Origin of the sequence: Pseudomonas gregormendelii, assembly GCF_017114825.1 — a bacterium.
Taxonomy (GTDB): Bacteria; Pseudomonadota; Gammaproteobacteria; order Pseudomonadales; family Pseudomonadaceae; genus Aquipseudomonas; species Aquipseudomonas gregormendelii.
The window spans coordinates 24,468-45,398 of the sequence record NZ_JADEVO010000042.1 but is presented as its reverse complement, the minus strand read 5'-3'; the positions used below and the strand labels follow the sequence as shown (position 1 = coordinate 45,398).

The 20,931-nt window shown below is 58.3% G+C and carries 19 protein-coding genes and 1 pseudogene; 4 read left to right on the top strand and 16 right to left on the bottom strand.

Annotated features, from left to right (window positions below):
• Positions 1-308: 308 nt before the first annotated feature.
• Positions 309-386, top strand: a pseudogene (locus IMW75_RS27050) (outer membrane lipoprotein carrier protein LolA); the annotation flags it as partial.
• Here IMW75_RS27050 and IMW75_RS22840 read toward each other — a convergent pair.
• Positions 382-1,386: an amidohydrolase family protein gene (locus tag IMW75_RS22840; RefSeq protein ID WP_045060550.1), complete on the bottom strand. Its 1,005-nt coding sequence runs from the start codon at positions 1,384-1,386 to the stop codon at positions 382-384. The pseudogene IMW75_RS27050 and the gene IMW75_RS22840 overlap by 5 nt on opposite strands.
• 153 nt (positions 1,387-1,539) lie before the next feature.
• Between IMW75_RS22840 and IMW75_RS22835 the strand changes: the two genes are divergently transcribed.
• The gene (locus IMW75_RS22835) at positions 1,540-1,956 is read left to right on the top strand and encodes an OsmC family protein (RefSeq protein WP_205893846.1); all 417 of its coding nucleotides are present in this window, start codon (positions 1,540-1,542) and stop codon (positions 1,954-1,956) included.
• Positions 1,957-2,017: 61 nt separating this feature from the next.
• Complete coding sequence (locus IMW75_RS22830; protein WP_205893845.1) at positions 2,018-2,878, top strand: pirin family protein; 861 nt, start codon at positions 2,018-2,020, stop codon at positions 2,876-2,878.
• 108 nt (positions 2,879-2,986) lie between these two features.
• Here IMW75_RS22830 and htpG read toward each other — a convergent pair whose 3' ends face one another.
• The 3 genes from htpG to IMW75_RS22815 all read right to left on the bottom strand — a co-directional run bounded on the left by htpG (position 2,987) and on the right by IMW75_RS22815 (position 5,898).
• Positions 2,987-4,891, bottom strand: a complete 1,905-nt coding sequence (gene htpG, locus IMW75_RS22825; RefSeq protein ID WP_045060594.1) for a molecular chaperone HtpG — start codon at positions 4,889-4,891, stop codon at positions 2,987-2,989.
• 81 nt (positions 4,892-4,972) lie between these two features.
• Complete coding sequence (locus IMW75_RS22820; protein ID WP_045060547.1) at positions 4,973-5,425, bottom strand: PaaI family thioesterase; 453 nt, start codon at positions 5,423-5,425, stop codon at positions 4,973-4,975.
• On the bottom strand, positions 5,422-5,898 hold the full coding sequence (locus tag IMW75_RS22815; RefSeq protein ID WP_045060546.1) for a PaaI family thioesterase: 477 nt from the start codon (positions 5,896-5,898) through the stop codon (positions 5,422-5,424). Before IMW75_RS22815 ends, IMW75_RS22820 begins: the two co-directional genes overlap by 4 nt.
• Positions 5,899-6,055: 157 nt before the next feature.
• Between IMW75_RS22815 and IMW75_RS22810 the strand changes: the two genes are divergently transcribed.
• Complete coding sequence (locus IMW75_RS22810; protein ID WP_045057766.1) at positions 6,056-6,292, top strand: hypothetical protein; 237 nt, start codon at positions 6,056-6,058, stop codon at positions 6,290-6,292.
• Between the two features lie 77 nt (positions 6,293-6,369).
• Here the strand turns inward: IMW75_RS22810 and IMW75_RS22805 are convergent, their stop codons facing one another.
• The 12 genes from IMW75_RS22805 to sdhC all read right to left on the bottom strand — a co-directional run bounded on the left by IMW75_RS22805 (position 6,370) and on the right by sdhC (position 20,864).
• Positions 6,370-6,771: an MAPEG family protein gene (locus IMW75_RS22805; protein ID WP_205893844.1), complete on the bottom strand. Its 402-nt coding sequence runs from the start codon at positions 6,769-6,771 to the stop codon at positions 6,370-6,372.
• Positions 6,771-7,508, bottom strand: a complete 738-nt coding sequence (locus IMW75_RS22800) for a DUF599 domain-containing protein (protein WP_045057764.1) — start codon at positions 7,506-7,508, stop codon at positions 6,771-6,773. Before IMW75_RS22800 ends, IMW75_RS22805 begins: the two co-directional genes overlap by 1 nt.
• Positions 7,509-7,783: 275 nt before the next feature.
• A complete protein-coding gene (gene brnQ, locus IMW75_RS22795) occupies positions 7,784-9,097 on the bottom strand; it encodes a branched-chain amino acid transport system II carrier protein (RefSeq protein WP_205893843.1) in 1,314 nt (437 codons plus the stop codon).
• A gap of 390 nt (positions 9,098-9,487) precedes the next feature.
• Entirely contained in the window at positions 9,488-10,369 is an 882-nt protein-coding gene (gene sucD, locus IMW75_RS22790; RefSeq protein ID WP_010166265.1) for a succinate--CoA ligase subunit alpha, read from the bottom strand.
• Positions 10,369-11,535: an ADP-forming succinate--CoA ligase subunit beta gene (sucC, locus tag IMW75_RS22785; RefSeq protein WP_045057762.1), complete on the bottom strand. Its 1,167-nt coding sequence runs from the start codon at positions 11,533-11,535 to the stop codon at positions 10,369-10,371. Before sucC ends, sucD begins: the two co-directional genes overlap by 1 nt.
• Positions 11,536-11,734: 199 nt before the next feature.
• The gene (gene lpdA, locus IMW75_RS22780; protein WP_045057761.1) at positions 11,735-13,171 is read right to left on the bottom strand and encodes a dihydrolipoyl dehydrogenase; all 1,437 of its coding nucleotides are present in this window, start codon (positions 13,169-13,171) and stop codon (positions 11,735-11,737) included.
• 98 nt (positions 13,172-13,269) lie between these two features.
• Positions 13,270-14,496 (bottom strand): 2-oxoglutarate dehydrogenase complex dihydrolipoyllysine-residue succinyltransferase, encoded by a 1,227-nt coding sequence (odhB, locus tag IMW75_RS22775; RefSeq protein WP_205893842.1) that lies wholly within the window; start codon positions 14,494-14,496, stop codon positions 13,270-13,272.
• A gap of 42 nt (positions 14,497-14,538) precedes the next feature.
• Complete coding sequence (locus IMW75_RS22770; protein ID WP_045057759.1) at positions 14,539-17,370, bottom strand: 2-oxoglutarate dehydrogenase E1 component; 2,832 nt, start codon at positions 17,368-17,370, stop codon at positions 14,539-14,541.
• A gap of 265 nt (positions 17,371-17,635) precedes the next feature.
• Complete coding sequence (locus tag IMW75_RS22765) at positions 17,636-18,340, bottom strand: succinate dehydrogenase iron-sulfur subunit (RefSeq protein ID WP_045057758.1); 705 nt, start codon at positions 18,338-18,340, stop codon at positions 17,636-17,638.
• 11 nt (positions 18,341-18,351) lie between these two features.
• Positions 18,352-20,124 (bottom strand): succinate dehydrogenase flavoprotein subunit, encoded by a 1,773-nt coding sequence (gene sdhA / locus IMW75_RS22760; RefSeq protein WP_205893841.1) that lies wholly within the window; start codon positions 20,122-20,124, stop codon positions 18,352-18,354.
• A 3-nt stretch (positions 20,125-20,127) separates the two neighbouring features.
• A complete protein-coding gene (gene sdhD / locus IMW75_RS22755; protein WP_045057756.1) occupies positions 20,128-20,496 on the bottom strand; it encodes a succinate dehydrogenase, hydrophobic membrane anchor protein in 369 nt (122 codons plus the stop codon).
• Positions 20,490-20,864 (bottom strand): succinate dehydrogenase, cytochrome b556 subunit, encoded by a 375-nt coding sequence (gene sdhC, locus IMW75_RS22750; RefSeq protein WP_045057755.1) that lies wholly within the window; start codon positions 20,862-20,864, stop codon positions 20,490-20,492. The genes sdhD and sdhC overlap by 7 nt, the downstream gene beginning before the upstream one ends.
• Between the last annotated feature and the right edge of the window lie 67 nt (positions 20,865-20,931).

Sequence of the window (20,931 nt, the reverse complement as noted above, 5' to 3'; positions counted from 1 at the left end):
TGGTGAGAGAGGCGATCCTAATCTACAACCAGGAGCGCCCGCACCTGTCCTTGAAATACAAAACGCCCGATGCGGTGCATCGGGCGTTGGGGTGAAACAGGTGTAAACCTATTTCAGGACTAGACATCGATTTCTTGCACCCTGCGGCGCGCCCCAGGCTTTTCGCGAGCGATGGTCGTTAACAATGACTCTGGGCACCTGCCCCCCCGCGGCGCCTTCAGGTTTTTCGCGAGCAAGCTCGCTCCTACAACGGGCGACGTTTTCGCGAGCAAACGTACAATGCAACTGTAGGAGCGAGCTCGCTCGCGATGGTGGTTAACGATGACACTGGGCACCTGACACCCCGCGGCGCCCTCAGGTTTTTCGCGAGCAGGCTCGCTCCTACAAGGGGCGTGGCAGGATTGCGAGGAAATTGTCGCGGGCGACCTTTTTGGCAACGTCCTCGGGCAACGCATCCAGAAACGGATCGAAGCTGCGCATTTCCTTGCCGAGCTTGTTGAAGCGGCCCACCACGTCCGAACCGACCATGAAACGCTCCGGAAAGCGCTCCACCAGTGCCAGCCACTCCTGGCGCGGCTTGCCCTGCTCATCCAGCAGATACGGGGTCAGCAGGCTCCAGGACAGATCGATGAATAAATTGGGATAGGCCTCCAGCATGCGGGTCAGGGTCGGCAGCAGGAAATCCAGCTGGACTTGGTGCCGGTGAATTTCCGCACTGGTACCGGCATGGGCCCAGATGAATCGGGTGTGCGGATGGTTGCGCAACGGCTCTTCGATTTCCGCGAGGTAGAGCGGATTTTTCTCGCGCTTGGAGGTGATGTTGGAATGCACCATCACCGGTAGATCATTTTCCGCAGCCAGGTGATAAATCCGCGTCATGGCCTCGTTATTGGCCCGGGGGGTGTCACCGGAGGTCAAGGCGGTGACGTCGTCATGCCGGGTGAAGACCTCGCCGATGCCCTGCCACAAGCCTGGATAGAGGTCGAGCATGCGCTGGATATGCGCCGCTGAGTTTTTGTCGTTGGGATTGAAGCCTGACAGGAACGGGTGAAAACGTTGACGCTGTTCGGGCGTCAACTTGCTCACTGCCGCCGCCACTATGACGTCGGTTGCGCTGTACCAGTAGGCATCCGCATCATCACCTGCGTAGTAACGAGGTCGCTTGGGCTCATCTTCATGCCATTTCTTCGCGACCGGAATACCGGAGATCATCACATGCTCGATGCGATTGTCAGCCATCGCCTTGAGCAGCTTGGGCATGCCCGCCGTTTCCTGGAAAAAATCCACGTAATGCAGATGGGCATCGCTGTAGGCATATTCGCGCGCATTGGCCGCCGCGCTTGATAGCGCCAGCAAGCAGGCAAGGCTGAGTCGGAACGGATGCACGGGCTATCTCCAGCGGTCAGGAACAGCGTAGACCCTGGAGGGAGCATCAGGGTTCACCGCGCAGGAAAGTGGAACGCTCACCCAACAGAATGCTCTATAACTTCACGGTCCGTTTTCATTGAACGATTTTTCCTACTGCCTGCGAGGTGCACCATGACAGTTACCGTCAATACCGTCTCCGCCGAAGGTTTTCGACACAGCGTACAAATCGACGACCATGAACTCTTTGCCGATGTGCCAACCAGTTCAGGGGGTGAAGGCACCGCGCCGGAGCCGCATGACTATTTCGATGCAGCCCTGGGCGCCTGCAAGGCCCTGACCCTGAAGATGTACGCCAAAAAGAAAGACATCCCGCTGACCGGCGTAACAGTCGAGGTCAAGCGCGACAACAGTGAAGAGCAGAAAGGTAAATATGCCTTGCACGTCAAGCTGACGCTCAAGGGCGTACTCACCGACGCCCAGCGCGAAGAACTGCACCGCGTGGCCGATCGCTGCCCTATCCACAAGCTGATGACCACCACCGACGTCAGCATCGAAACCCATCTGGCCGAGGGTGCATTCAGCCAATAGCGGCAGGGGTTGCGCAGGCGGGTTATGCTCTTGGCGTCACCCGCTCAGCCTGGAATGCACCATGAACTCTCCGCTCGTGATCCGCCCTCGCATCGAAGATGTCGCGGGCCAGCCGATTCTTCGCCCGTTGCCGTCGGCCAAGTGCCGCAGCGTCGGGCCCTTCGTTTTTTTTGACCACATGCTCGAAACCCGTTATGCCGCAGGAACGGGCATGAATATCCGCCAGCATCCGCATATCGGCCTTTCCACCCTCACCTACCTGTTTCAGGGACAGCTGCAGCACAAGGACAGCATTGGCTCCGATCAGATCGTCGCGGCAGGTGATGTCAGCTGGATGACCGCGGGCAGCGCCATTGCCCATGTGGAGCGTACGCCCGCCGCCTTGACGGAAACCGGCTTCACGATGCATGGCTTGCAGGTCTGGCTCGCCTCTCCGAAGGCGCATGAACAGGGGCCGGGACATTACAGCCACCATCCAGCGGCCACCTTGCCGGTGAGTGACAACCTTGGGGTACAGATCCGCATGATTGCCGGCTCAGGCTTTTGCCTGGAATCGCCGGTGCCGGTGCTTTCTCCTACGTTGTACGCGGAACTGCACCTGCAAACGGCCACCACCCTGCTGATTCCCACCGAACATGAAGAGCGGGCGCTCTATGTACTCGATGGCGAGGCACAGCTCAACGGCGAGACGGTTGAAGCGCATTCGCTGGTGGTGCTGCCGGCCGGGGAACAGATGACCCTGTTCGCCGAGAGCGACTGTCATGCAGTGTTGTTTGGTGGCGCGCCACTGGACGGTCCGCGACGCATCAACTGGAATTTTGTCGCGAGTGACCCGGCAGCGATCGATGAAGCGCGACGGCGCTGGGCGGCTGGGGATTGGCCGACAGTGCCGGGGGAAAGTGAGCGTATTGAGTTGCCTTGAGAGCTGCTTTGTAAATGCCTCCGTCATCCAGCAAGCCGGTTCTTGCAGGGAAAGCAGAAAACTCGATATAAAAAAACCCGCCGAAGCGGGTTTTTTATTGCAGCTCGGTTAAACCGACAACTCAACCAACAGCTTGTTGAGACGACGCACATACGCCGCCGGGTCCTTCAAGCTGTCGCCGGCCGCCAGGGCCGCCTGATCGAACAGGATGTGCGACAGGTCGCCGAAGCGCTCGTCGCTCTGCTCGCTGTCGAGTTTCTCGATCAACGGGTGAGCCGGGTTGAATTCGAAAATCGGCTTCGAATCCGGCACCTTCTGCCCACTGGCTTCAAGGATCTGGCGCATCTGCAGGCCCAGGTCCTGTTCGCCGATGGCCAGGATCGCCGGCGAGTCGGTCAGGCGGTGGGAAACCCGCACTTCGGCAACGGAATCGCCCAGCGCAGTTTTCAGACGCTCAACCAGCCCTTCTTTGGACTTGGCAACTTCTTCAGCGGCTTTCTTGTCCTCCTCCGAGTCCAGGTTGCCCAGGTCCAGGTCACCGCGTGCCACGTCAACAAAGGTCTTGCCGTCGAAATCGCTGAGGTAGCTCATCAGCCACTCGTCGATACGGTCAGTCAGCAGCAGCACTTCGATGCCTTTCTTGCGGAAGACTTCCAGGTGCGGGCTGTTCTTGACCTGGGCATAGGTCTCGCCGGTCAGGTAATAGATCTTGTCCTGACCTTCCTTGGCGCGAGCCAGGTATTCGGCCAGCGACACGACCTGCTCGCCTTCTTCGCCCTGTGTGGAGGCGAAACGCAGCAGGCCGGCGATTTTTTCCTTGTTGGCGAAATCTTCTGCCGGGCCTTCTTTCATGACCTGACCGAAGTTCTTCCAGAAGCCTTTGTATTGCTCAGGCTCGTTCTTCGCCAGTTTTTCCAGCATGTCGAGGACGCGCTTGGTCAGCGCCGATTTCATCGAGTCGATGATCGGGTCTTTCTGCAGGATTTCCCGCGAGACGTTCAGCGACAGGTCATTGGAATCGACCACGCCTTTGATGAAACGCAGGTACAGCGGCAGGAACGATTCGGCCTGATCCATGACGAACACGCGCTGCACGTAAAGCTTCAGGCCTTTCGGCGCTTCGCGCTGGTACAGGTCAAACGGGGCACGGGCCGGTACGTAGAGCAGCGAGCTGTATTCCAGCTTGCCTTCGACCTTGTTGTGGCTCCAGCTCAGCGGGTTTTCGAAATCGTGGGCGATGTGCTTGTAGAACTCCTGGTATTCCTCTTCCTTCACGTCATTGCGCGGGCGGGTCCACAGGGCACTGGCGCGGTTGACGGTTTCCCATTCAACGGCCGGTTGTTCTTCGCCTTCTGCTGCCGTGACTTCTTTTGGCAGTTCGATCGGCAAGGCAATGTGATCGGAGTACTTCTTGACGATGTTGCGCAGGCGCCAGCCATCAGCGAATTCGTCTTCACCGGATTTCAGGTGCAGCACGATGCGGGTGCCGCGCTCGGCTTTCTCGATAGTCGCCACTTCGAAGTCGCCTTCGCCCTTGGACGACCAGTGCACGCCTTCGCTGGCAGCATCGCCGGCACGACGGCTGTACACGTCGACTTTGTCGGCGACGATGAATGCAGAGTAGAAACCGACGCCGAACTGACCGATCAGGTGCGAGTCTTTCTTCTGGTCGCCCGACAGGTGTTTCATGAAGTCGGCAGTGCCGGACTTGGCGATGGTGCCCAGGTGGGTGATCGCGTCTTCGCGATTCATGCCGATACCGTTGTCTTCGAGGGTGACGGTTTTGGCGTCTTTATCGAAGCTCACGCGGATTTTAAGTTCCGCGCCACCTTCCAGCAGCTCGGGCTTGGCCAGGGCTTCGAAGCGTAATTTGTCGACAGCGTCAGAGGCGTTCGAGATCAATTCGCGAAGGAAGATTTCCTTGTTGGAATACAGCGAATGGATCATGAGGTGCAGCAGCTGCTTCACCTCGGTCTGGAAGCCCAGGGTTTCCTTTTGAGTTTCCACACTCATGGTCATCAAACTCCAATCAGATGGCAGTGGCCGCGACCTTCAGGGTCGGCGGCGGGTTGTCATCAGAGTTGGGGGCATGGATCAGGATTTCAAGGGCTCATCGATTTTGAAATGCGCTCGCGCCGTGGCAATCGGTTCATGTTGGGTGCTTTGCCAGGCGGTAATGGCCACGTTGGCAACACGCCGCCCCTGGCGGCACACCTGGCATCTGGCCCAGGTATCACGAAACTGCCCGGCCCGCAGGTAATCCAGGGAAAAGTCGATGATCTTCGGCACGCCCGGCGAACCGGTAAACACCAGCAGGTGCAGCGCTGCAGACAACTCCATGAACCCGGCAATCACTCCCCCATGGATCGCCGGCAATAAAGGGTTACCAATGTTGTCCTTGTTCGCCGGCAAGCGAAACAGCAACTCATCCCCCACTCGCGAGCATTCGACACCGATCAGCTTGGCGTAGGGAATCAGGTGCAACAGCGAGGCATAGTCGCCCTGCTCATGAGCCTGCTGCAGTTGCGTCTTGAAGGCGTCATTCATTTTGCACCTCCAGCCACAGCGGCGCCTGTGCCTTTGCTGCCCTTGATCACCTTGCCCATGCGCATGAAGGTGCCCACCACATGGGCTATGGGTTGCCCGGGATCGTCCTGGTAAGCGAAACCGCGGGCGAAGATCACGTCGGTGGTCACGCGGTAGCATTGCGCGAAACCGTACACGTCCTTATGCGGTTCAGCCGCGTGCATGTAGTCAATGCGCAGGTCGAGTGTGGGACAGACTTCGAATTCGGGCAGGACACAGAGGGTGGACATGCCGCAAGCGGTGTCCATCAGCGTGGTCAGGGCACCGCCATGGATGACGCCGGTCTGCGGATTGCCAACGATTTGGGCGCTATAGGGCAGGATGACGGTGAGCCCCTCCTGGCTAGCGCTGTGGACGCTCAGCCCAAGTACGTGACAGTGTCTCAACGCCGAAAGAAACCGCGTCGCGCGCTCAAAAACGGGGTTTTCAGCCATTTATCAAAATCCTTCCAAATGTTAAAGAATCGCATCAAGCACTGTCGCCAAAAGTTCCTGTAAGAATATTCTTATATATCTGTGTGATAGGAGGAACTTAACGCTGACGGCCATGCTCGAAAGGCCAGTAGATACTTTCCATAAGGAGAAACACCCCATGCAAAAGACTTTAGCTATTGCCTTGATGTTGACCGCTTCCCTTGGTCTCGCTGCTTGCGATAAAAAATCCGAGGACAAAGCTCAAGATGCTAACCAACATGCTGAGCAAGCTCAGCAAGACATGAACAAAGCACAGGATAAAGTGAACGACGCGGCCAAAGAAAACGCCGAAGCTGCCAAAGCTCAGGCCGAATCGAACGAAGCAGCAGCAAAAGAAGCAGCGCCTAAAAACTAAGACAGTTTTTAGCCTGCCAAAGAAAACCCGCCAAGTGCGGGTTTTCTTTTGCTTGTCATTTATGGCGCAAGCTGCAGTTAGAGCAAAATCGTTCTAAAAGTCGGACTAATCATCAACAGTAATGAACACACTAACCCGACGATCCACACCAGGCTGCGCTGCCAGGCCAGGTCTGCCCAGTAGCACAACAGGTAGATGACGCGGGCAATCACGAAGATCATCGCCAGCGAGTCAATCAGCCATCCCGCGGTTTGCGTGGTATGCGCCATCAAGACACCCACCGCAAAAAGAATGAAGGCCTCGATGCTGTTTTGATGCGCCGCCAATGCCCGTGCACCAAACCCGGTGAGTTGTGCCTGTTGCTGGCGTGGCAGGTGATTATTGTAGCCCCCCTGCTCTTTCATGGCCTTGGCCACCGGCATACGGGCCACGTATATCAACAGCGCACTGATAAACACGCACCAGAACGGAATACTCATCAAACAGCCTCCTTGTTTGCGTCAGGCAACGGTGCCTCTGTAGGGGTATAGACCATCACATCAAGAACGTCGGAATGAAACTCCCGGCGATAGAGCACCAGCACCACGCCGGCACTCATCAACATGAACAGCCAGGGGCTGACAAACCAGGCCAGCATGGTCATGCCAAAGTAATAGGAACGCAGGCCGAAGTTGAACTGGTTGGCCGCCATGGAGATGACTCGTGCCGCCCGGGAGGCGAAAGCCTTGCGCTCCTGCTCGGAGACGTGACGCTCTCCCACCATTGGTGCCGAGCCAATCAGGATCGCCGCGAAGTTGTACTGGCGCATGCACCAGCTGAAGGTAAAGAACGCATAGACGAACACCAGTGCCAGGCACAGTAATTTGATCTCGGACATGCCCTGTGACGCCTGTTGCACCATGGGGATATCGGCCAGCAGCGAAACCGCCCGCTCCGACGCGCCGAGGACTGTCAGGATACCGGCGAGGATAATCAAGGTGCTGGAGGCAAAGAACGACGCGTTGCGCTCCAGGTTGCCGACCACACTGGCATCGGCGATACGGTTGTCGCGCAGCAGCATGCGGCGCATCCAGTCTTCCCGATACAGGTGCAGCACACTGGCCAGGCAGGCGGTGTCCCGGGCTTTCCACGAGGCGTATCGGGTGTAGCCGCCCCAGCAGATGACGAACCAGAGCGCGGCAAGAAGGTGGATCAGATTGGCTTGGATGAACGACATGCGGGTCCTTGTGATGGAGTGGCCGGAACACCATACCGCTGTAGGAACGAGCTCGCTCGCGAAGAACCTGAGAGCAACGCGTTTATCCGGAAAACACGCGCCATGGTTCGCGACCTTCGCCAGCAAGCTGGCTCCTGCAATGGGTATTGCAATGCTTCGACGTTAGCGCAGAAGAAAAGGCACCGCATCTCCCCATAAAAAAATGCCCCGTATCGATTGATACGGGGCATTTCCATGTGGGCTCCAGCCCGCTTTTGACGGGCTGGCAAACCCGTTTAAGCCAGTGCTTCTTCGCGCTTGCCCAACAGGCGGTCACACACCACCGCGACCACCAGGGTCATCACCGACGGCACCAGCCAGGCCAGGCCTTGCTCGCTCAGTGGCAGATGGGTCAGTTGGGTCGGCATCCAGTCCGCCAGGCCCGCACCCTTGAGGGCGTCGATCAGGCCGAAGATGAACGACACCAGCATCACCGGACCGACGATGCGGCCCTGCTCATGCCAGAAGTCCTTGCAGAAGCTCAGTGCGACCAAGGCGATGCACGGAGGATAGATCGCGGTCAGGACCGGGATCGAGAACGCGATCAGGTTGGTGAGGCCCAGGTTGGACACCAGCAGCGAGAACGCGGCAAGGATGATCACCAGGGTCTTGTAGGACAGTGGCAACACGCGGCTGAAGTATTCAGCGCAGGCACAGGTCAGGCCGACCGCGGTCACCAGGCAGGCCAGCGAGATCAGCACCGCCAGGAAACCACTGCCCAGGGAGCCGAAGGTGTGCTGGACATAGGCGTGCAACACCGCCGCGCCATTGGTTGCGCCAGCGGCCACTTCATGGCTGCCGGAGCCCAGGCGGAACAGGCTGATATACACCAGCGCCAGGCCCACACCGGCAATGAGCCCGGCGATGATCGCATAGCGGGTGATCAAGGCAGGTGACTCGACACCACGGGAACGAATGGCATTGACGATGACGATGCCAAACACCAGTGCGCCCAGGGTATCCATGGTCAGGTAACCATTGATGAAGCCTTGGGAGAATGGTGCCGCCACGTACTCAGGGGTGGCCACGCCGATATCACCGGCCGGCAGCGCGAACGCCGCTATACCGAGCGCCGCCAGGGCGATGATCTTCAGCGGTGCGAGGAAGCGGCCCACGGTGTCCAGCAGACGCCCCGGATACAGCGAGATGAAGAACACCAGCAGGAAGTACACCGAACTGTAGAGGAACAGCGCCAGCGGGCTTTCGCCGGTCAACGGCGCCAGGCCAACTTCGAACGACACGGTGGCCGTGCGCGGCGTGGCGAACAGCGGACCCACGGCGAGGTAGCACGCGGCGGCCAGCAGGCCACCGGCAATTTTGCCGATCGGGCTGCTCAAGGCATCCATTGCGCCGCCGACCTTGGCCAGCGCGACCACAGTGATCACCGGCAGGCCGACCGCCGTGATCAGGAAACCCAACGCCGCCATCCAGACGTGCGGCCCGGACTGCAAACCGACGATAGGCGGGAAGATGATGTTGCCAGCCCCGACAAACAGGGCAAACGTCATAAAACCAAGTGCCAGAATGTCCTGGCCTTTCAACACTTTCATTAAGGAAATACCACACTACTGAATCGGAATTTAGAGAGGGATTTCCCTTGTGGGTGAGGGAAATGCTGTCGATCCGTATGGGACTGACCCGTTAAGCGCATGGCTGCCTTGTGGGCGGCGGACGCAAAATGGCGGCTAGACTAACGAATTTGTGCGGCAAACGCACTGTTAGGGGGCGAACTATCCGATACACGACATTTCCATGTCGCGTTTGCGTATGTAAAAGTCAAAGGATCGCAGCCTCGTTTCTCTCGGCAGCTCCTACAGGGGATTGCATTCCAACTGTAGGAGCTGCCGAGAGAAACGAGGCTGCGATCCTCTGATCTTCACAAACGACAAAGGCCACCCGAAGGTGGCCTTTGCCTGTAGAGCGTCAGCTAAGCGCGAAGCTTACTTGACAGCCCAACCGGTCAGCTCGGACAGAGCCTTGCCGATGTCTGCCAGCGAACGCACGGTTTTCACGCCTGCGTCTTCCAGGGCAGCAAACTTCTCGTCTGCAGTGCCCTTGCCGCCAGAGATGATTGCGCCAGCATGGCCCATGCGCTTGCCCGCAGGGGCAGTCACACCAGCGATGTAGGAAACAACCGGCTTGGTCACGTGTGCCTTGATGTAGGCAGCCGCTTCTTCTTCAGCCGAACCGCCGATCTCACCGATCATGACGATCGCTTCGGTCTTCGGGTCTTCCTGGAACAGCTTCAGGATGTCGATGAAGTTCGAACCCGGGATCGGGTCACCACCGATGCCGACACAAGTCGACTGACCGAAACCGGCGTCAGTAGTCTGCTTCACAGCTTCGTAGGTCAGGGTGCCGGAACGGGAAACGATACCGACCTTGCCTGGCAAGTGAATGTGACCTGGCATGATGCCGATCTTGCATTCGCCCGGAGTGATCACGCCTGGGCAGTTAGGGCCGATCAGGGTAACACCCAGTTCGTCGCACTTAACTTTAGCGTCCAGCATGTCCAGGGTAGGAATGCCTTCGGTGATGCAGACGATCAGCTTGATGCCGCCGAAAGCAGCTTCCAGGATCGAGTCCTTGCAGAAAGGAGCTGGAACGTAGATCACGCTGGCGGTAGCGCCAGTGGCAGCTACAGCATCTTTCACGGTGTTGAACACTGGCAGACCCAGGTGCTCGGTGCCGCCTTTGCCCGGAGTTACGCCACCAACCATCTTGGTGCCGTATTCGATGGCTTGCTGGGTGTGGAAACTACCTTGCGAACCGGTAATACCCTGGCAGATAACTTTGGTGTCTTTATTGATCAGGACGCTCATTATTTGCCCTCCGCAGCTTTAACGACTTGTTGAGCAGCGTCGGTCAGGCTGGTAGCAGCGATGATGTTCAAACCGCTTTCTGCCAGTACTTTAGCGCCCAGCTCAGCGTTGTTGCCTTCAAGGCGAACAACAACCGGGATTTTCACGCCGACTTCTTTCACTGCACCGATGATGCCTTCGGCAATCATGTCGCAACGAACGATGCCGCCGAAGATGTTGACCAGTACTGCAGCGACGTTAGTGTCGGACAGGATGATCTTGAACGCTTCGGTAACGCGTTCTTTGGTAGCACCGCCGCCCACGTCGAGGAAGTTGGCTGGTTTGCCGCCATGCAGGTTGACGATGTCCATGGTACCCATGGCCAGGCCAGCACCGTTGACCATGCAACCGATGTTGCCTTCCAGCGCTACGTAGTTCAGTTCGAACTTGGCAGCGTGCGCTTCGCGCGGATCGTCTTGCGACGGATCGTGGAAAGTCTTCAGCTTAGGCTGACGGTACATGGCGTTGGCGTCGATGTTGATCTTCGCGTCGAGGCAATGCAGATCGCCGTCAGCCTTGATCACCAGCGGGTTCACTTCCAGCAGGGCCAGATCGTGATCCTGGAACAGTTTGGCCAGACCAACGAAGATCTTGGCGAACTGGGCAACTTGCTTGCCTTCCAGACCCAGCTGGAAAGCCAGCTCACGACCCTGGAATGGCTGAGCGCCCACCAGTGGATCGATAGTGGCCTTGAGGATTTTCTCAGGAGTATCGTGAGCGATTTTCTCGATGTCCACGCCACCTTCGGTGGAAGCCATGAACACGATGCGACGGCTCGAACGGTCAACAACAGCGCCCAGGTACAGCTCTTTGGCGATGTCAGTGCACGATTCAACCAGGATCTTGGTGACTGGCTGACCGTTGGCATCAGTCTGGTAAGTCACCAGACGCTTGCCCAACCACTGTTGAGCGAATGCTTTGGCGTCTTCCTTGCTGCGAACCAGCTTTACGCCGCCCGCTTTACCGCGACCACCTGCGTGAACCTGGGCTTTGACAACCCATTCGGTCCCGCCGATCTTGTCGCACGCTTCTGCTGCTGCTTCCGGGGTGTCTACGGCGAAACCCTGGGATACTGGCAGGCCGTACTCAGCGAACAGCTGCTTACCCTGATACTCGTGAAGATTCATGCTTATTACCGTCTTCGTTAGGTACTGCGCATTCGGTGCTGCACTTGTTCAGTGCCGCACCACCTGTGACTGCTGCTTGCGTAGACGTTCCGGATAACCGGTGAGACTACGCAAGGCTGCGTCCGGCGGACATTCCGCGGTGAGTCTTGCACGCAAGGCTCACGACGGGCCTTCCGCCGTGGTTTCTTATTGTCTTGTCTTAACGCTTCTTGCGGTTGGCAATGTGGATGGCGCCGCCATTCACTGCCAGGGCTGCTTCGTGCAAGGCTTCGGACAGGGTCGGATGGGAGAAAACCATCATGCCCAGGTCTTCAGCACTGGTGCCGAATTCCATACCGATCGCGCCTTGTTGAACCAGTTCTGCAGCGCTCGGGCCAATCACATGGACGCCCAACACGCGGTCAGTCTTGGCGTCGGCGATGACCTTGACGAAACCACCGGTATCGTTGGCTGCCATGGCACGGCCAGAGGCTGCAAACGGGAAGGTGCCGACGTTAACTTCAACGCCTTCAGCCTTCAAGACCTGCTCGGTTTTGCCAACCCACGCGATTTCCGGGTGAGTATAAATAACAGACGGGATCAGGTCATAGTTGATTTGGGCTTTGTGGCCCTTGATGCGCTCAACCACCATGATGCCTTCTTCGGACGCCTTGTGCGCCAGCATCATGCCGCGAACCACGTCGCCGATTGCGTAAACGCCCGGTACGCTGGTGGCGCACTGGTCGTCAACGAAAACGAAACCACGTTCGTCGATGTTCACACCGCTGTCAGCTGCCAGCAGCTCGGTGGTCACTGGACGGCGACCAACGGCAACGATCAGCTTGTCGAAGGTGATGTTCTGTTCGCCATTGGCATCGGTGTAGTTCACCACGACTTCGTCGCCGTTCACTTTCGAACCGGTGACGCGAGCGCCCAGCTTGATGTCCAGACCTTGTTTGGTCAGGGTCTTGAAGGCTTCCTTGGAAACGGCTTCGTCAGCCGCTGGCAGGAACTTCTCCAGTGCTTCCAGAACCACGACTTCGGAGCCCAGACGCGACCAGACCGAACCCAGTTCCAGACCGATCACGCCAGCGCCGATAACGCCCAGACGTTTTGGAACCGATTGGAATTCCAGCGCGCCAGTCGAATCGACGATCACGTTCTGGTCAACCGGAGCCGGTGGAATGTCGATAGGACGCGAGCCGGATGCCAGGATCACGTTCTCGGCTTCGATGATTTCCACGGTGCCGTCTGGCTTGGTCAGCTCGACTTTCTTGCCGGCCAGCAGTTTGCCGTGGCCTTGCAGGGAAGTCACACCGTTGGCCTTGAACAGGGTGGCAACGCCAGAGGTCAGGCCTTTGACGATGTTGGCTTTACGGCCAACCATTGCTGCCACGTCCATGGTCACGCCAGCGTGATTGATACCGTGGATCGCGAAGCCTTCTTTGGCTTCCTTGTACTTCCAGGAGCTGTCCAGCAGCGCCTTGGATGGAATGCAGCCGACGTTCAGGCAAGTACCGCCCAGAGCCAGTTTGCCTTCCTTGTCGGTGTATTTCTCGATGCAGGCAGTCGAAAGACCCAGCTGCGCTGCCTTGATGGCAGCCACGTAGCCGCCAGGGCCCGCACCGATCACTACTACGTCAAATTTCTGCGACATTCAAAAAATCCTCTTTTGGCAACAAGCTTGAAGCCACAAGCATCAAGCCAGGCTGCATATCCATGCAGCGCGTGGCTTGAGACCTGTGGCTGCTTCTATCAGATATCCAGCAGCAAACGAGCCGGGTCTTCCAGCAGGTTCTTGATGGTAACCAGGAAGGTCACAGCTTCTTTGCCATCGATCAGGCGGTGATCGTAGGACAGAGCCAGGTACATCATCGGACGGATAACGACCTGACCGTTGATCGCCATAGGACGCTGCAGAATGTTGTGCATGCCCAGGATGGCCGCTTGCGGCGGGTTGACGATCGGGGTCGACATCATCGAACCGAAGGTACCACCGTTGGTGATGGTGAAAGTGCCGCCGGTCATTTCGTCCATGGACAATTTGCCGTCACGCGCCTTCTTGCCGAAGGTGGCGATGCCGCCTTCGATTTCAGCCAGGCTCATCAGTTCGGCGTTACGCAGAACCGGAACCACCAGGCCGCGATCGCTGGAAACCGCTACACCAACGTCGGCATAGCCGTGGTAGACGATATCGGCACCGTCAATCGACGCGTTGACAGCCGGGAAGCGTTTCAGCGCTTCGGTGGCAGCCTTGACGAAGAACGACATGAAGCCCAGGCGTACGCCGTTGTGGCTCTTCTCGAACAGGTCCTTGTACTTCGAACGCAGGGCCATGACTTCAGTCATGTCGACTTCGTTGAAAGTGGTCAGCATCGCCATGTTCGACTGCGCTTCAACCAGGCGCTTGGCCACGGTAGCGCGAACGCGGGTCATCGGTACGCGTTTCTCGATGCGGTCGCCAGCGGCGAACACTGGCGCAGCGGCAGCAGGAGCTGCAGCCTTGGCAGGCGCGGCAGCCGGAGCGGATTTCTTGGCGGCAACAGCAGCCACCACGTCTTCCTTGGTCACACGACCGCCTTTGCCGGTGCCGGCAACGGAGGCGATGTTGATGCCGTTCTCTTCAGCCAGCTTGCGAGCAGCCGGTGCAGCAACAGGATCGTCTTCGCCTTCGGCAGCAGGAGCAGCAGCGGCTTGGGCAGCGGCTGGAGCAGCAGCGGCAGCCGCTGGAGCGGCAGCGGCGCCACCTGCTTCGATCGAGCCCAGTACTTCGTCGGACAGAACGGTTTCGCCTTCGTTCTTGACGATTGCGCCCAGCACGCCGTCGGCAGTAGCCAACACTTCCAGCACAACCTTGTCGGTTTCGATGTCGACGATCAGGTCATCACGCTTTACAGCGTCGCCCGGTTGTTTGTGCCAGGTGGCAACGGTGCCATCGGCAACCGATTCCGGGAAAGTGGGGGCTTTGATTTCGATAGCCATTATCTGTGGGTCCTTAAATTCGGTTTCAGGTGCGCGAAGGCGTTAAACAGTAAAGGCGGCTTGCAGCAGTTTTTCCTGCTGCTCGGCGTGCATCGATGCATAACCACAAGCAGGTGCAGCGGAAGCATCACGACCGGCGTACTCGAGTACGAGTGCCTTGTTGTGATTGCCAACGATGCGGCGCATGTGGTGCTGGCTGCAGTACCAGGCACCCTGGTTCATCGGCTCTTCCTGACACCAAACGATATGTTTGAGGTTGGTGTACGGAGCCAGGACTTCGTTCAAGTCGTCCTCAGGGAATGGGTACAACTGCTCGATGCGCACGACGGCGATGTCGTCACGACCTTCGGCACGGCGTTTTTCCAGCAGGTCGTAGTAGACCTTGCCGCTACACAGAACAATGCGCTCGACCTTGGACGGGTCCAGTGCATCGATTTCCGGGATAACGGTCTGGAACGAACCTTCGGCCAGATCTTCCAGGGTCGATACGGCCAGTTTGTGACGCAGCAACGACTTTGGAGTCAGCACGATCAGCGGCTTGCGCAGCGGACGGATCACCTGGCGACGCAGCAAGTGGTAGATCTGGGCCGGCGTGGTCGGTACCGCAACCTGGATGTTGTGCTCGGCGCACAGCTGCAGGTAACGCTCCAGACGAGCCGAGGAGTGCTCCGGACCCTGACCTTCATAACCGTGCGGCAGCAACATGGTCAGACCGCAGAGACGGCCCCACTTGTGCTCGCCACTGGTGATGAACTGGTCGATAACCACCTGGGCACCGTTGGCGAAGTCGCCGAACTGGGCTTCCCAGATCACCAGCGCCTCAGGCGTGGTGGTCGAGTAACCGTATTCGAACGCCAGTACGGCTTCTTCGGACAGGAACGAATCGTACAGGTCGAAACGAGGCTGGCCCTTGTACAGGTTCTGCAGCGGGATGTAGGTGCCCGCGTCTTTCTGGTTGTGCAGCACAGCGTGACGGTGCGAGAACGTACCGCGACCGATGTCCTGACCCGTCATGCGAATCGGGTGACCTTCGAACGCCAGGGTCGCGTACGCCATGGTTTCGGCGTAACCCCAGTTGATCGGCAGGCCGCCGGCTTGCATTTTCTGACGGTCTTCGTAGATCTTCGAAACCTGGCGCTGAACCACAAAGCCTTCCGGAATTTCCAGCAGCTTGGCAGACAGTTCCTGCAAGGTCTTGAGGTCGAAACGAGTGTCGTGACGCGCGGTCCAGGCGTGGCCCAGATACGGACGCCAGTCCACGAACAACTCTTTGTTCGGCTCTTTGACCAGGCTTTTAACAACATGCAGGCCGTTGTCCAGCGCGTTGCGGTATTCGTCGACTTTCGCCTGAACACGCTCTGCGTCGAGCACACCGCCCTGGGTCAGGCGATCAGCGTACAGCTCACGGGTGGTGCGCTGCTTGGTGATCTGCTGATACATGATCGGCTGGGTGCCGCTAGGCTCGTCGGCCTCGTTGTGGCCGCGACGACGGTAACAGACCAGGTCGATCACTACGTCACGCTTGAACTGCATGCGGTAGTCGATCGCCAGCTGGGTCACGAACAACACGGCTTCCGGATCATCGCCATTCACATGGAGGATCGGCGCCTGGATCATTTTCGCAACGTCGGTGGCGTACTCGGTGGAGCGCGAGTCCAGCGGGTTGCTGATGGTGAAACCAACCTGGTTGTTGATCACGATGTGCACGGTACCGCCGGTCTTGAAACCGCGGGTCTGCGACATCTGGAAGGTTTCCATCACCACGCCCTGACCGGCGAATGCCGCGTCACCGTGGATGGAGATCGGCAGCACTTTCTCGCCGGTAGGGTCGTTACGACGATCCTGACGGGCGCGCACCGAACCCTCGACCACTGGAGATACGATTTCCAGGTGGGACGGGTTGAATGCCATGGCCAGGTGAACTTCACCGCCGGTGGTCATGACGTTGGACGAGAAGCCCTGGTGATATTTAACGTCACCGGAACCCAGCTCGACCTTCTTCTTGCCTTCGAACTCGTCGAACAGCTCGCGCGGGTTCTTGCCGAAGGTGTTGACCAGCACGTTCAGACGGCCACGGTGGGCCATGCCGATAACGATTTCCTTGGTGCCGTAGGAACCGGAACGCTGGATCAGCTCGTCGAGCATCGGAATCAGGCTCTCGCCGCCTTCCAGGCCGAAACGCTTGGTACCCGGGTATTTGGTACCCAGGTATTTTTCCAGGCCTTCGCCGGCAGTGACACGCTCGAGCAGGTGGCTCTTGATGTCGGCGGAGTAAGTCGGACGGCCGCGTACGCTTTCCAGACGTTGCTGGAACCACTGGCGCTGCTCGGAATCGGTGATGTGCGTGAATTCAGCGCCGATGGTGCGGCAATATGTCTGCTGCAACGCTTCGTGAATTTCGCGTAGGCTCGCCTCCTCTTTGCCGATGAACAGGTCGCCGGCACGGAAGGTCGTATCAAGATCGGCATTGGTCAAGCCGTAATGATTGATCGACAGGTCTGCAGGTGCAGGACGCTGCCACAGCCCCAGCGGGTCAAGCTGGGCTGCCTGGTGGCCACGCATACGGTAGGCCTGGATCAATCGCAGCACTTCAACTTGCTTCTTCTCGTGCTCACTGCTCACGCTGCCGGCGGAAACCGGTTGGGCGCGGCGCTGGTTCTTTGCCAGCAAGACGAAATGATCGCGAATCGTGGAGTGCGAAACATCGGTGGCAGTGTTGCCATCAGCAGGCAACTTCTGGAAGTAGGTGCGCCACTCTTCTGGCACAGCGTTAGGGTCGTGCAGGTAGAGCTCGTAGAGCTCTTCCACATAGGCAGCGTTACTACCGGATAGGTAGGCGCTGTTCCACATGCGCTGCATCACGCTTTCTTGCATGCTTGGTCACCCTCGGTTAGGGGAACACCACCGGCGTCGACACCGAGCACGCTTGCAGAAGTCCGAATGCAGCGACTAAAACAAGCCACCTAGGATCACGCTGATAGTCCGGGTACCAGCCCGGATGCCCCTGCTTGTCTCATTTCTTCAAAATAAGAGCTGCAGCTTTTTGAGCTGCTGCTCAGGTTAAAACTACGGCGCCGGTTGAAGCCTGCGCCGTAGCATCTACGGGTACAGCGGTACTGCGCTTACAACAGCATCTGAATCACACGCCGCTTTGCAGCAGCATGTTACGGATGTGACCGATGGCCTTAGTCGGGTTCAGGCCTTTGGGACATACGTTGACGCAGTTCATGATCCCGCGGCAGCGGAATACGCTGAACGGGTCATCCAGCGAAGCCAGACGCTCGGACGTCTTGGTGTCACGGCTGTCTGCCAGGAAGCGGTACGCTTGCAGCAAAGCAGCTGGACCCAGGAACTTGTCCGGGTTCCACCAGAAGGACGGGCAAGAGGTCGAGCAGCAGGCGCACAGGATGCACTCGTACAGACCATCGAGCTTTTCACGCTCTTCAGGGGACTGCAGACGCTCGATGGCCGGAGCCGGCGTGTCGTTCTGCAGGTAAGGCTTAACCTTCTCGTATTGCTTGTAGAAGATGCTCATATCGACGACCAGGTCACGGATAACCGGCAAACCTGGCAGCGGACGAACAACCAACTTGTTACCTTTTACGACAGCGGACAATGGCGTAACGCACGCCAGGCCGTTTTTGCCGTTGATGTTCATGCCGTCGGAACCGCAAACACCTTCACGGCAAGACCGACGATAGGAGAAACCCTCGTCCTGCTCTTTGATCAGGGCCAGCACGTCCAGCACCATCAGGTCTTTACCACCGGTATCGACCTGGAATTCCTGCATGAACGGCGCGGCGTCCTGATCAGGGTTGTAACGATAAACGCTGACTTTCAACATGGCAGCCACCCTTAATAAGTCCGAATCTTAGGTTCAAAAGTCGGAACAGTTTTCGGCGAGAAGTTCACGGCACGCTTGGTTACGCGCTTGTCACCCGGGAAGTACAGGGTGTGGCACAGCCAGTTTTCGTCGTCGCGATCTTCGAAATCTTCACGGGCGTGAGCACCGCGGGACTCTTTACGCACTTCAGCAGCGATTGCAGTGGCTTCGGCCACTTCCAGCAGGTTCTGCAACTCCAGCGCTTCGATCCGCGCAGTATTGAACGCCTGCGACTTGTCGTTGATCTTGACGTTGGCGATGCGTGTACGCAGGTCGGCCAGCTGGGCAATCCCCTTCCGCATGTATTCGCCAGTACGGAATACACCGAAGTAGTTCTGCATGCAGCTTTGCAGCTCGCGACGCAGGGTTGCCACGTCTTCGCCATCGGTACGCTCGTTCAGGGCGGACAGACGCGACAGGGCTGCTTCGATATCGGCGTCGGTGGCGTCATCGTATTCGATGCCGTCGGTCAGCGCCTTTTCCAGGTGCAGGCCGGCGGCGCGACCGAATACCACCAGGTCGAGCAACGAGTTACCGCCCAGGCGGTTGGCACCGTGAACCGATACGCAAGCCACTTCGCCTACAGCGAACAGGCCATGAATGATCTCGTCCACGCCTTCAGCGTTCTGGGTGATCGCCTGACCATGAATGTTGGTCGGAACACCGCCCATCATATAGTGGCAAGTCGGAACAACCGGAACCGGGGCGACAACCGGATCAACGTGCGCGAAAGTCTTCGACAGTTCGCAGATGCCTGGCAGACGGCTGTGCAGCACTTCCTCGCCCAGGTGGTCGAGCTTGAGCATCACGTGGTCGCCATTCGGACCGCAACCGTTGCCGGCGATGATTTCTTTAACCATCGAACGGGCAACCACGTCACGACCGGCAAGGTCCTTCGCGTTCGGAGCATAACGCTCCATGAAACGCTCGCCGTGCTTGTTGATCAGGTATCCACCTTCACCACGGCAACCTTCGGTAACCAGTACACCGGCGCCGGCGATGCCGGTCGGGTGGAACTGCCACATTTCGATGTCTTGTACCGGAACGCCAGCACGCAAGGCCATGCCGACGCCGTCACCGGTGTTGATCAGGGCATTGGTGGTGGAGGCGTAGATACGACCGGCACCACCGGTCGCCAGGACGGTAGCCTTGGCACGGATGTAGCTGGTTTCGCCGGTTTCGATGCAGATGGCGATCACGCCGACGAATGCGCCGTCCTGGTTTTTAACCAGGTCAACCGCGTAGTACTCGTTCAGGAACGTGGTGCCGGCTTTCAGGTTGCCCTGATAAAGCGTGTGCAGCAGCGCGTGACCGGTACGGTCGGAAGCGGCGCACGTACGGGCAGCCTGCCCGCCTTTACCGTAATCCTTCGACTGACCGCCGAATGGACGCTGGTAGATACGGCCTTGCTCGGTACGGGAGAACGGCAGACCCATGTGGTCCAGCTCGAACACCGCGGCCGGGCCTTCCTGACACATGTATTCGATAGCGTCCTGGTCACCGATGTAGTCGGAACCCTTGACGGTATCGTACATGTGCCAGCGCCAGTCATCGTTTGGATCGGCAGAAGCGATGGCGCAAGTGATGCCACCCTGGGCCGAAACGGTGTGCGAACGGGTCGGGAACACCTTGGTGATCACGGCAGTCTTGTGACCGCCCTGGGCCAGTTGCAGCGCCGCGCGCATGCCGGCACCGCCACCACCAATAATGATGGCGTCGAATGAAATCGTTGGAATGTTAGCCATGGATCAGATACCCCAGAGAATCTGCACACCCCAGACGAAGTAAGCGAACATCGCAACGCCGCATACTGCCTGGAAAAGGAAACGTACTGCAGTCGCGGACTTGCCCAGCGCCATCGGCGTCAGGTAGTCGGTCGCGATGGTCCACATGCCGACCCAGGCGTGAGCACCCAGGGCAACGAGGGCCAGCAGACTGAAGATACGCATCCCGTTGTGGGCGAACAGGCCATGCCACTGCTCGTAGCCAATGCCCGGATTCGCTGCGAGGTATCCGATCAGGAAAATGAAATAAGCCGCGAGAACGACCGCAGACACTCGTTGTGCCATCCAGTCGTAGAGGCCAGAACGCGAAAGGTTCGTAACGCTGGTTACCATATCCAAACTCCTGCCAGAACGATCAACACCACGGAAACCGCGATGATAATTTTCGAGCCCAGGCGGCCGCCTTCCAGCGTCTCACCGATGCCCATATCCATGATCAAGTGGCGCACGCCGGCTACCAGGTGATAAAGCAGAGCGGACAGGAGACCCCATGCTACGAACTTGGCCAGCGGGCTGGTCAAGGTTGCCTTCACCTCGGCAAAACCTTCCTCGGAGCCCAGGGATTTGCCCAATGCATAAAGCATGAAGCCAAGGCCCAGGAAGAGGATGATGCCGGAAACACGGTGCAGGAACGACGTAACGCCGGTGATGGGGAGTTTGATGGTCCTTAGGTCTAGGTTTACAGGTCGTTGGCTTTTCACGGCTTTTTTTCACACTGAAGAGCCCCTAACAATCAGGGCAAAGTTGTTGGGGAGTGCACTGGTCAGG

Bases quoted from the DNA above. Each gene is read 5' to 3' on its own strand.
- IMW75_RS22815 (WP_045060546.1), bottom strand. From the start codon at position 5,898: ATGGCTGAAAACCCCGTTTTTGAGCGCGCGACGCGGTTTCTTTCGGCG.
- IMW75_RS22810 (WP_045057766.1), top strand. From the start codon at position 6,056: ATGCAAAAGACTTTAGCTATTGCCTTGATGTTGACCGCTTCCCTTGGT.
- sdhD (WP_045057756.1), bottom strand. From the start codon at position 20,496: ATGGTAACCAGCGTTACGAACCTTTCGCGTTCTGGCCTCTACGACTGG.
- sucC (WP_045057762.1), bottom strand. From the start codon at position 11,535: ATGAATCTTCACGAGTATCAGGGTAAGCAGCTGTTCGCTGAGTACGGC.
- sucD (WP_010166265.1), bottom strand. From the start codon at position 10,369: ATGAGCGTCCTGATCAATAAAGACACCAAAGTTATCTGCCAGGGTATT.
- IMW75_RS22765 (WP_045057758.1), bottom strand. From the start codon at position 18,340: ATGTTGAAAGTCAGCGTTTATCGTTACAACCCTGATCAGGACGCCGCG.
- IMW75_RS22805 (WP_205893844.1), bottom strand. From the start codon at position 6,771: ATGAGTATTCCGTTCTGGTGCGTGTTTATCAGTGCGCTGTTGATATAC.
- lpdA (WP_045057761.1), bottom strand. From the start codon at position 13,171: ATGTCGCAGAAATTTGACGTAGTAGTGATCGGTGCGGGCCCTGGCGGC.
- IMW75_RS22830 (WP_205893845.1), top strand. From the start codon at position 2,018: ATGAACTCTCCGCTCGTGATCCGCCCTCGCATCGAAGATGTCGCGGGC.
- brnQ (WP_205893843.1), bottom strand. From the start codon at position 9,097: ATGAAAGTGTTGAAAGGCCAGGACATTCTGGCACTTGGTTTTATGACG.
- htpG (WP_045060594.1), bottom strand. From the start codon at position 4,891: ATGAGTGTGGAAACTCAAAAGGAAACCCTGGGCTTCCAGACCGAGGTG.
- sdhA (WP_205893841.1), bottom strand. From the start codon at position 20,124: ATGGCTAACATTCCAACGATTTCATTCGACGCCATCATTATTGGTGGT.
- odhB (WP_205893842.1), bottom strand. From the start codon at position 14,496: ATGGCTATCGAAATCAAAGCCCCCACTTTCCCGGAATCGGTTGCCGAT.
- IMW75_RS22835 (WP_205893846.1), top strand. From the start codon at position 1,540: ATGACAGTTACCGTCAATACCGTCTCCGCCGAAGGTTTTCGACACAGC.
- IMW75_RS22800 (WP_045057764.1), bottom strand. From the start codon at position 7,508: ATGTCGTTCATCCAAGCCAATCTGATCCACCTTCTTGCCGCGCTCTGG.
- IMW75_RS22770 (WP_045057759.1), bottom strand. From the start codon at position 17,370: ATGCAAGAAAGCGTGATGCAGCGCATGTGGAACAGCGCCTACCTATCC.
- IMW75_RS22820 (WP_045060547.1), bottom strand. From the start codon at position 5,425: ATGAATGACGCCTTCAAGACGCAACTGCAGCAGGCTCATGAGCAGGGC.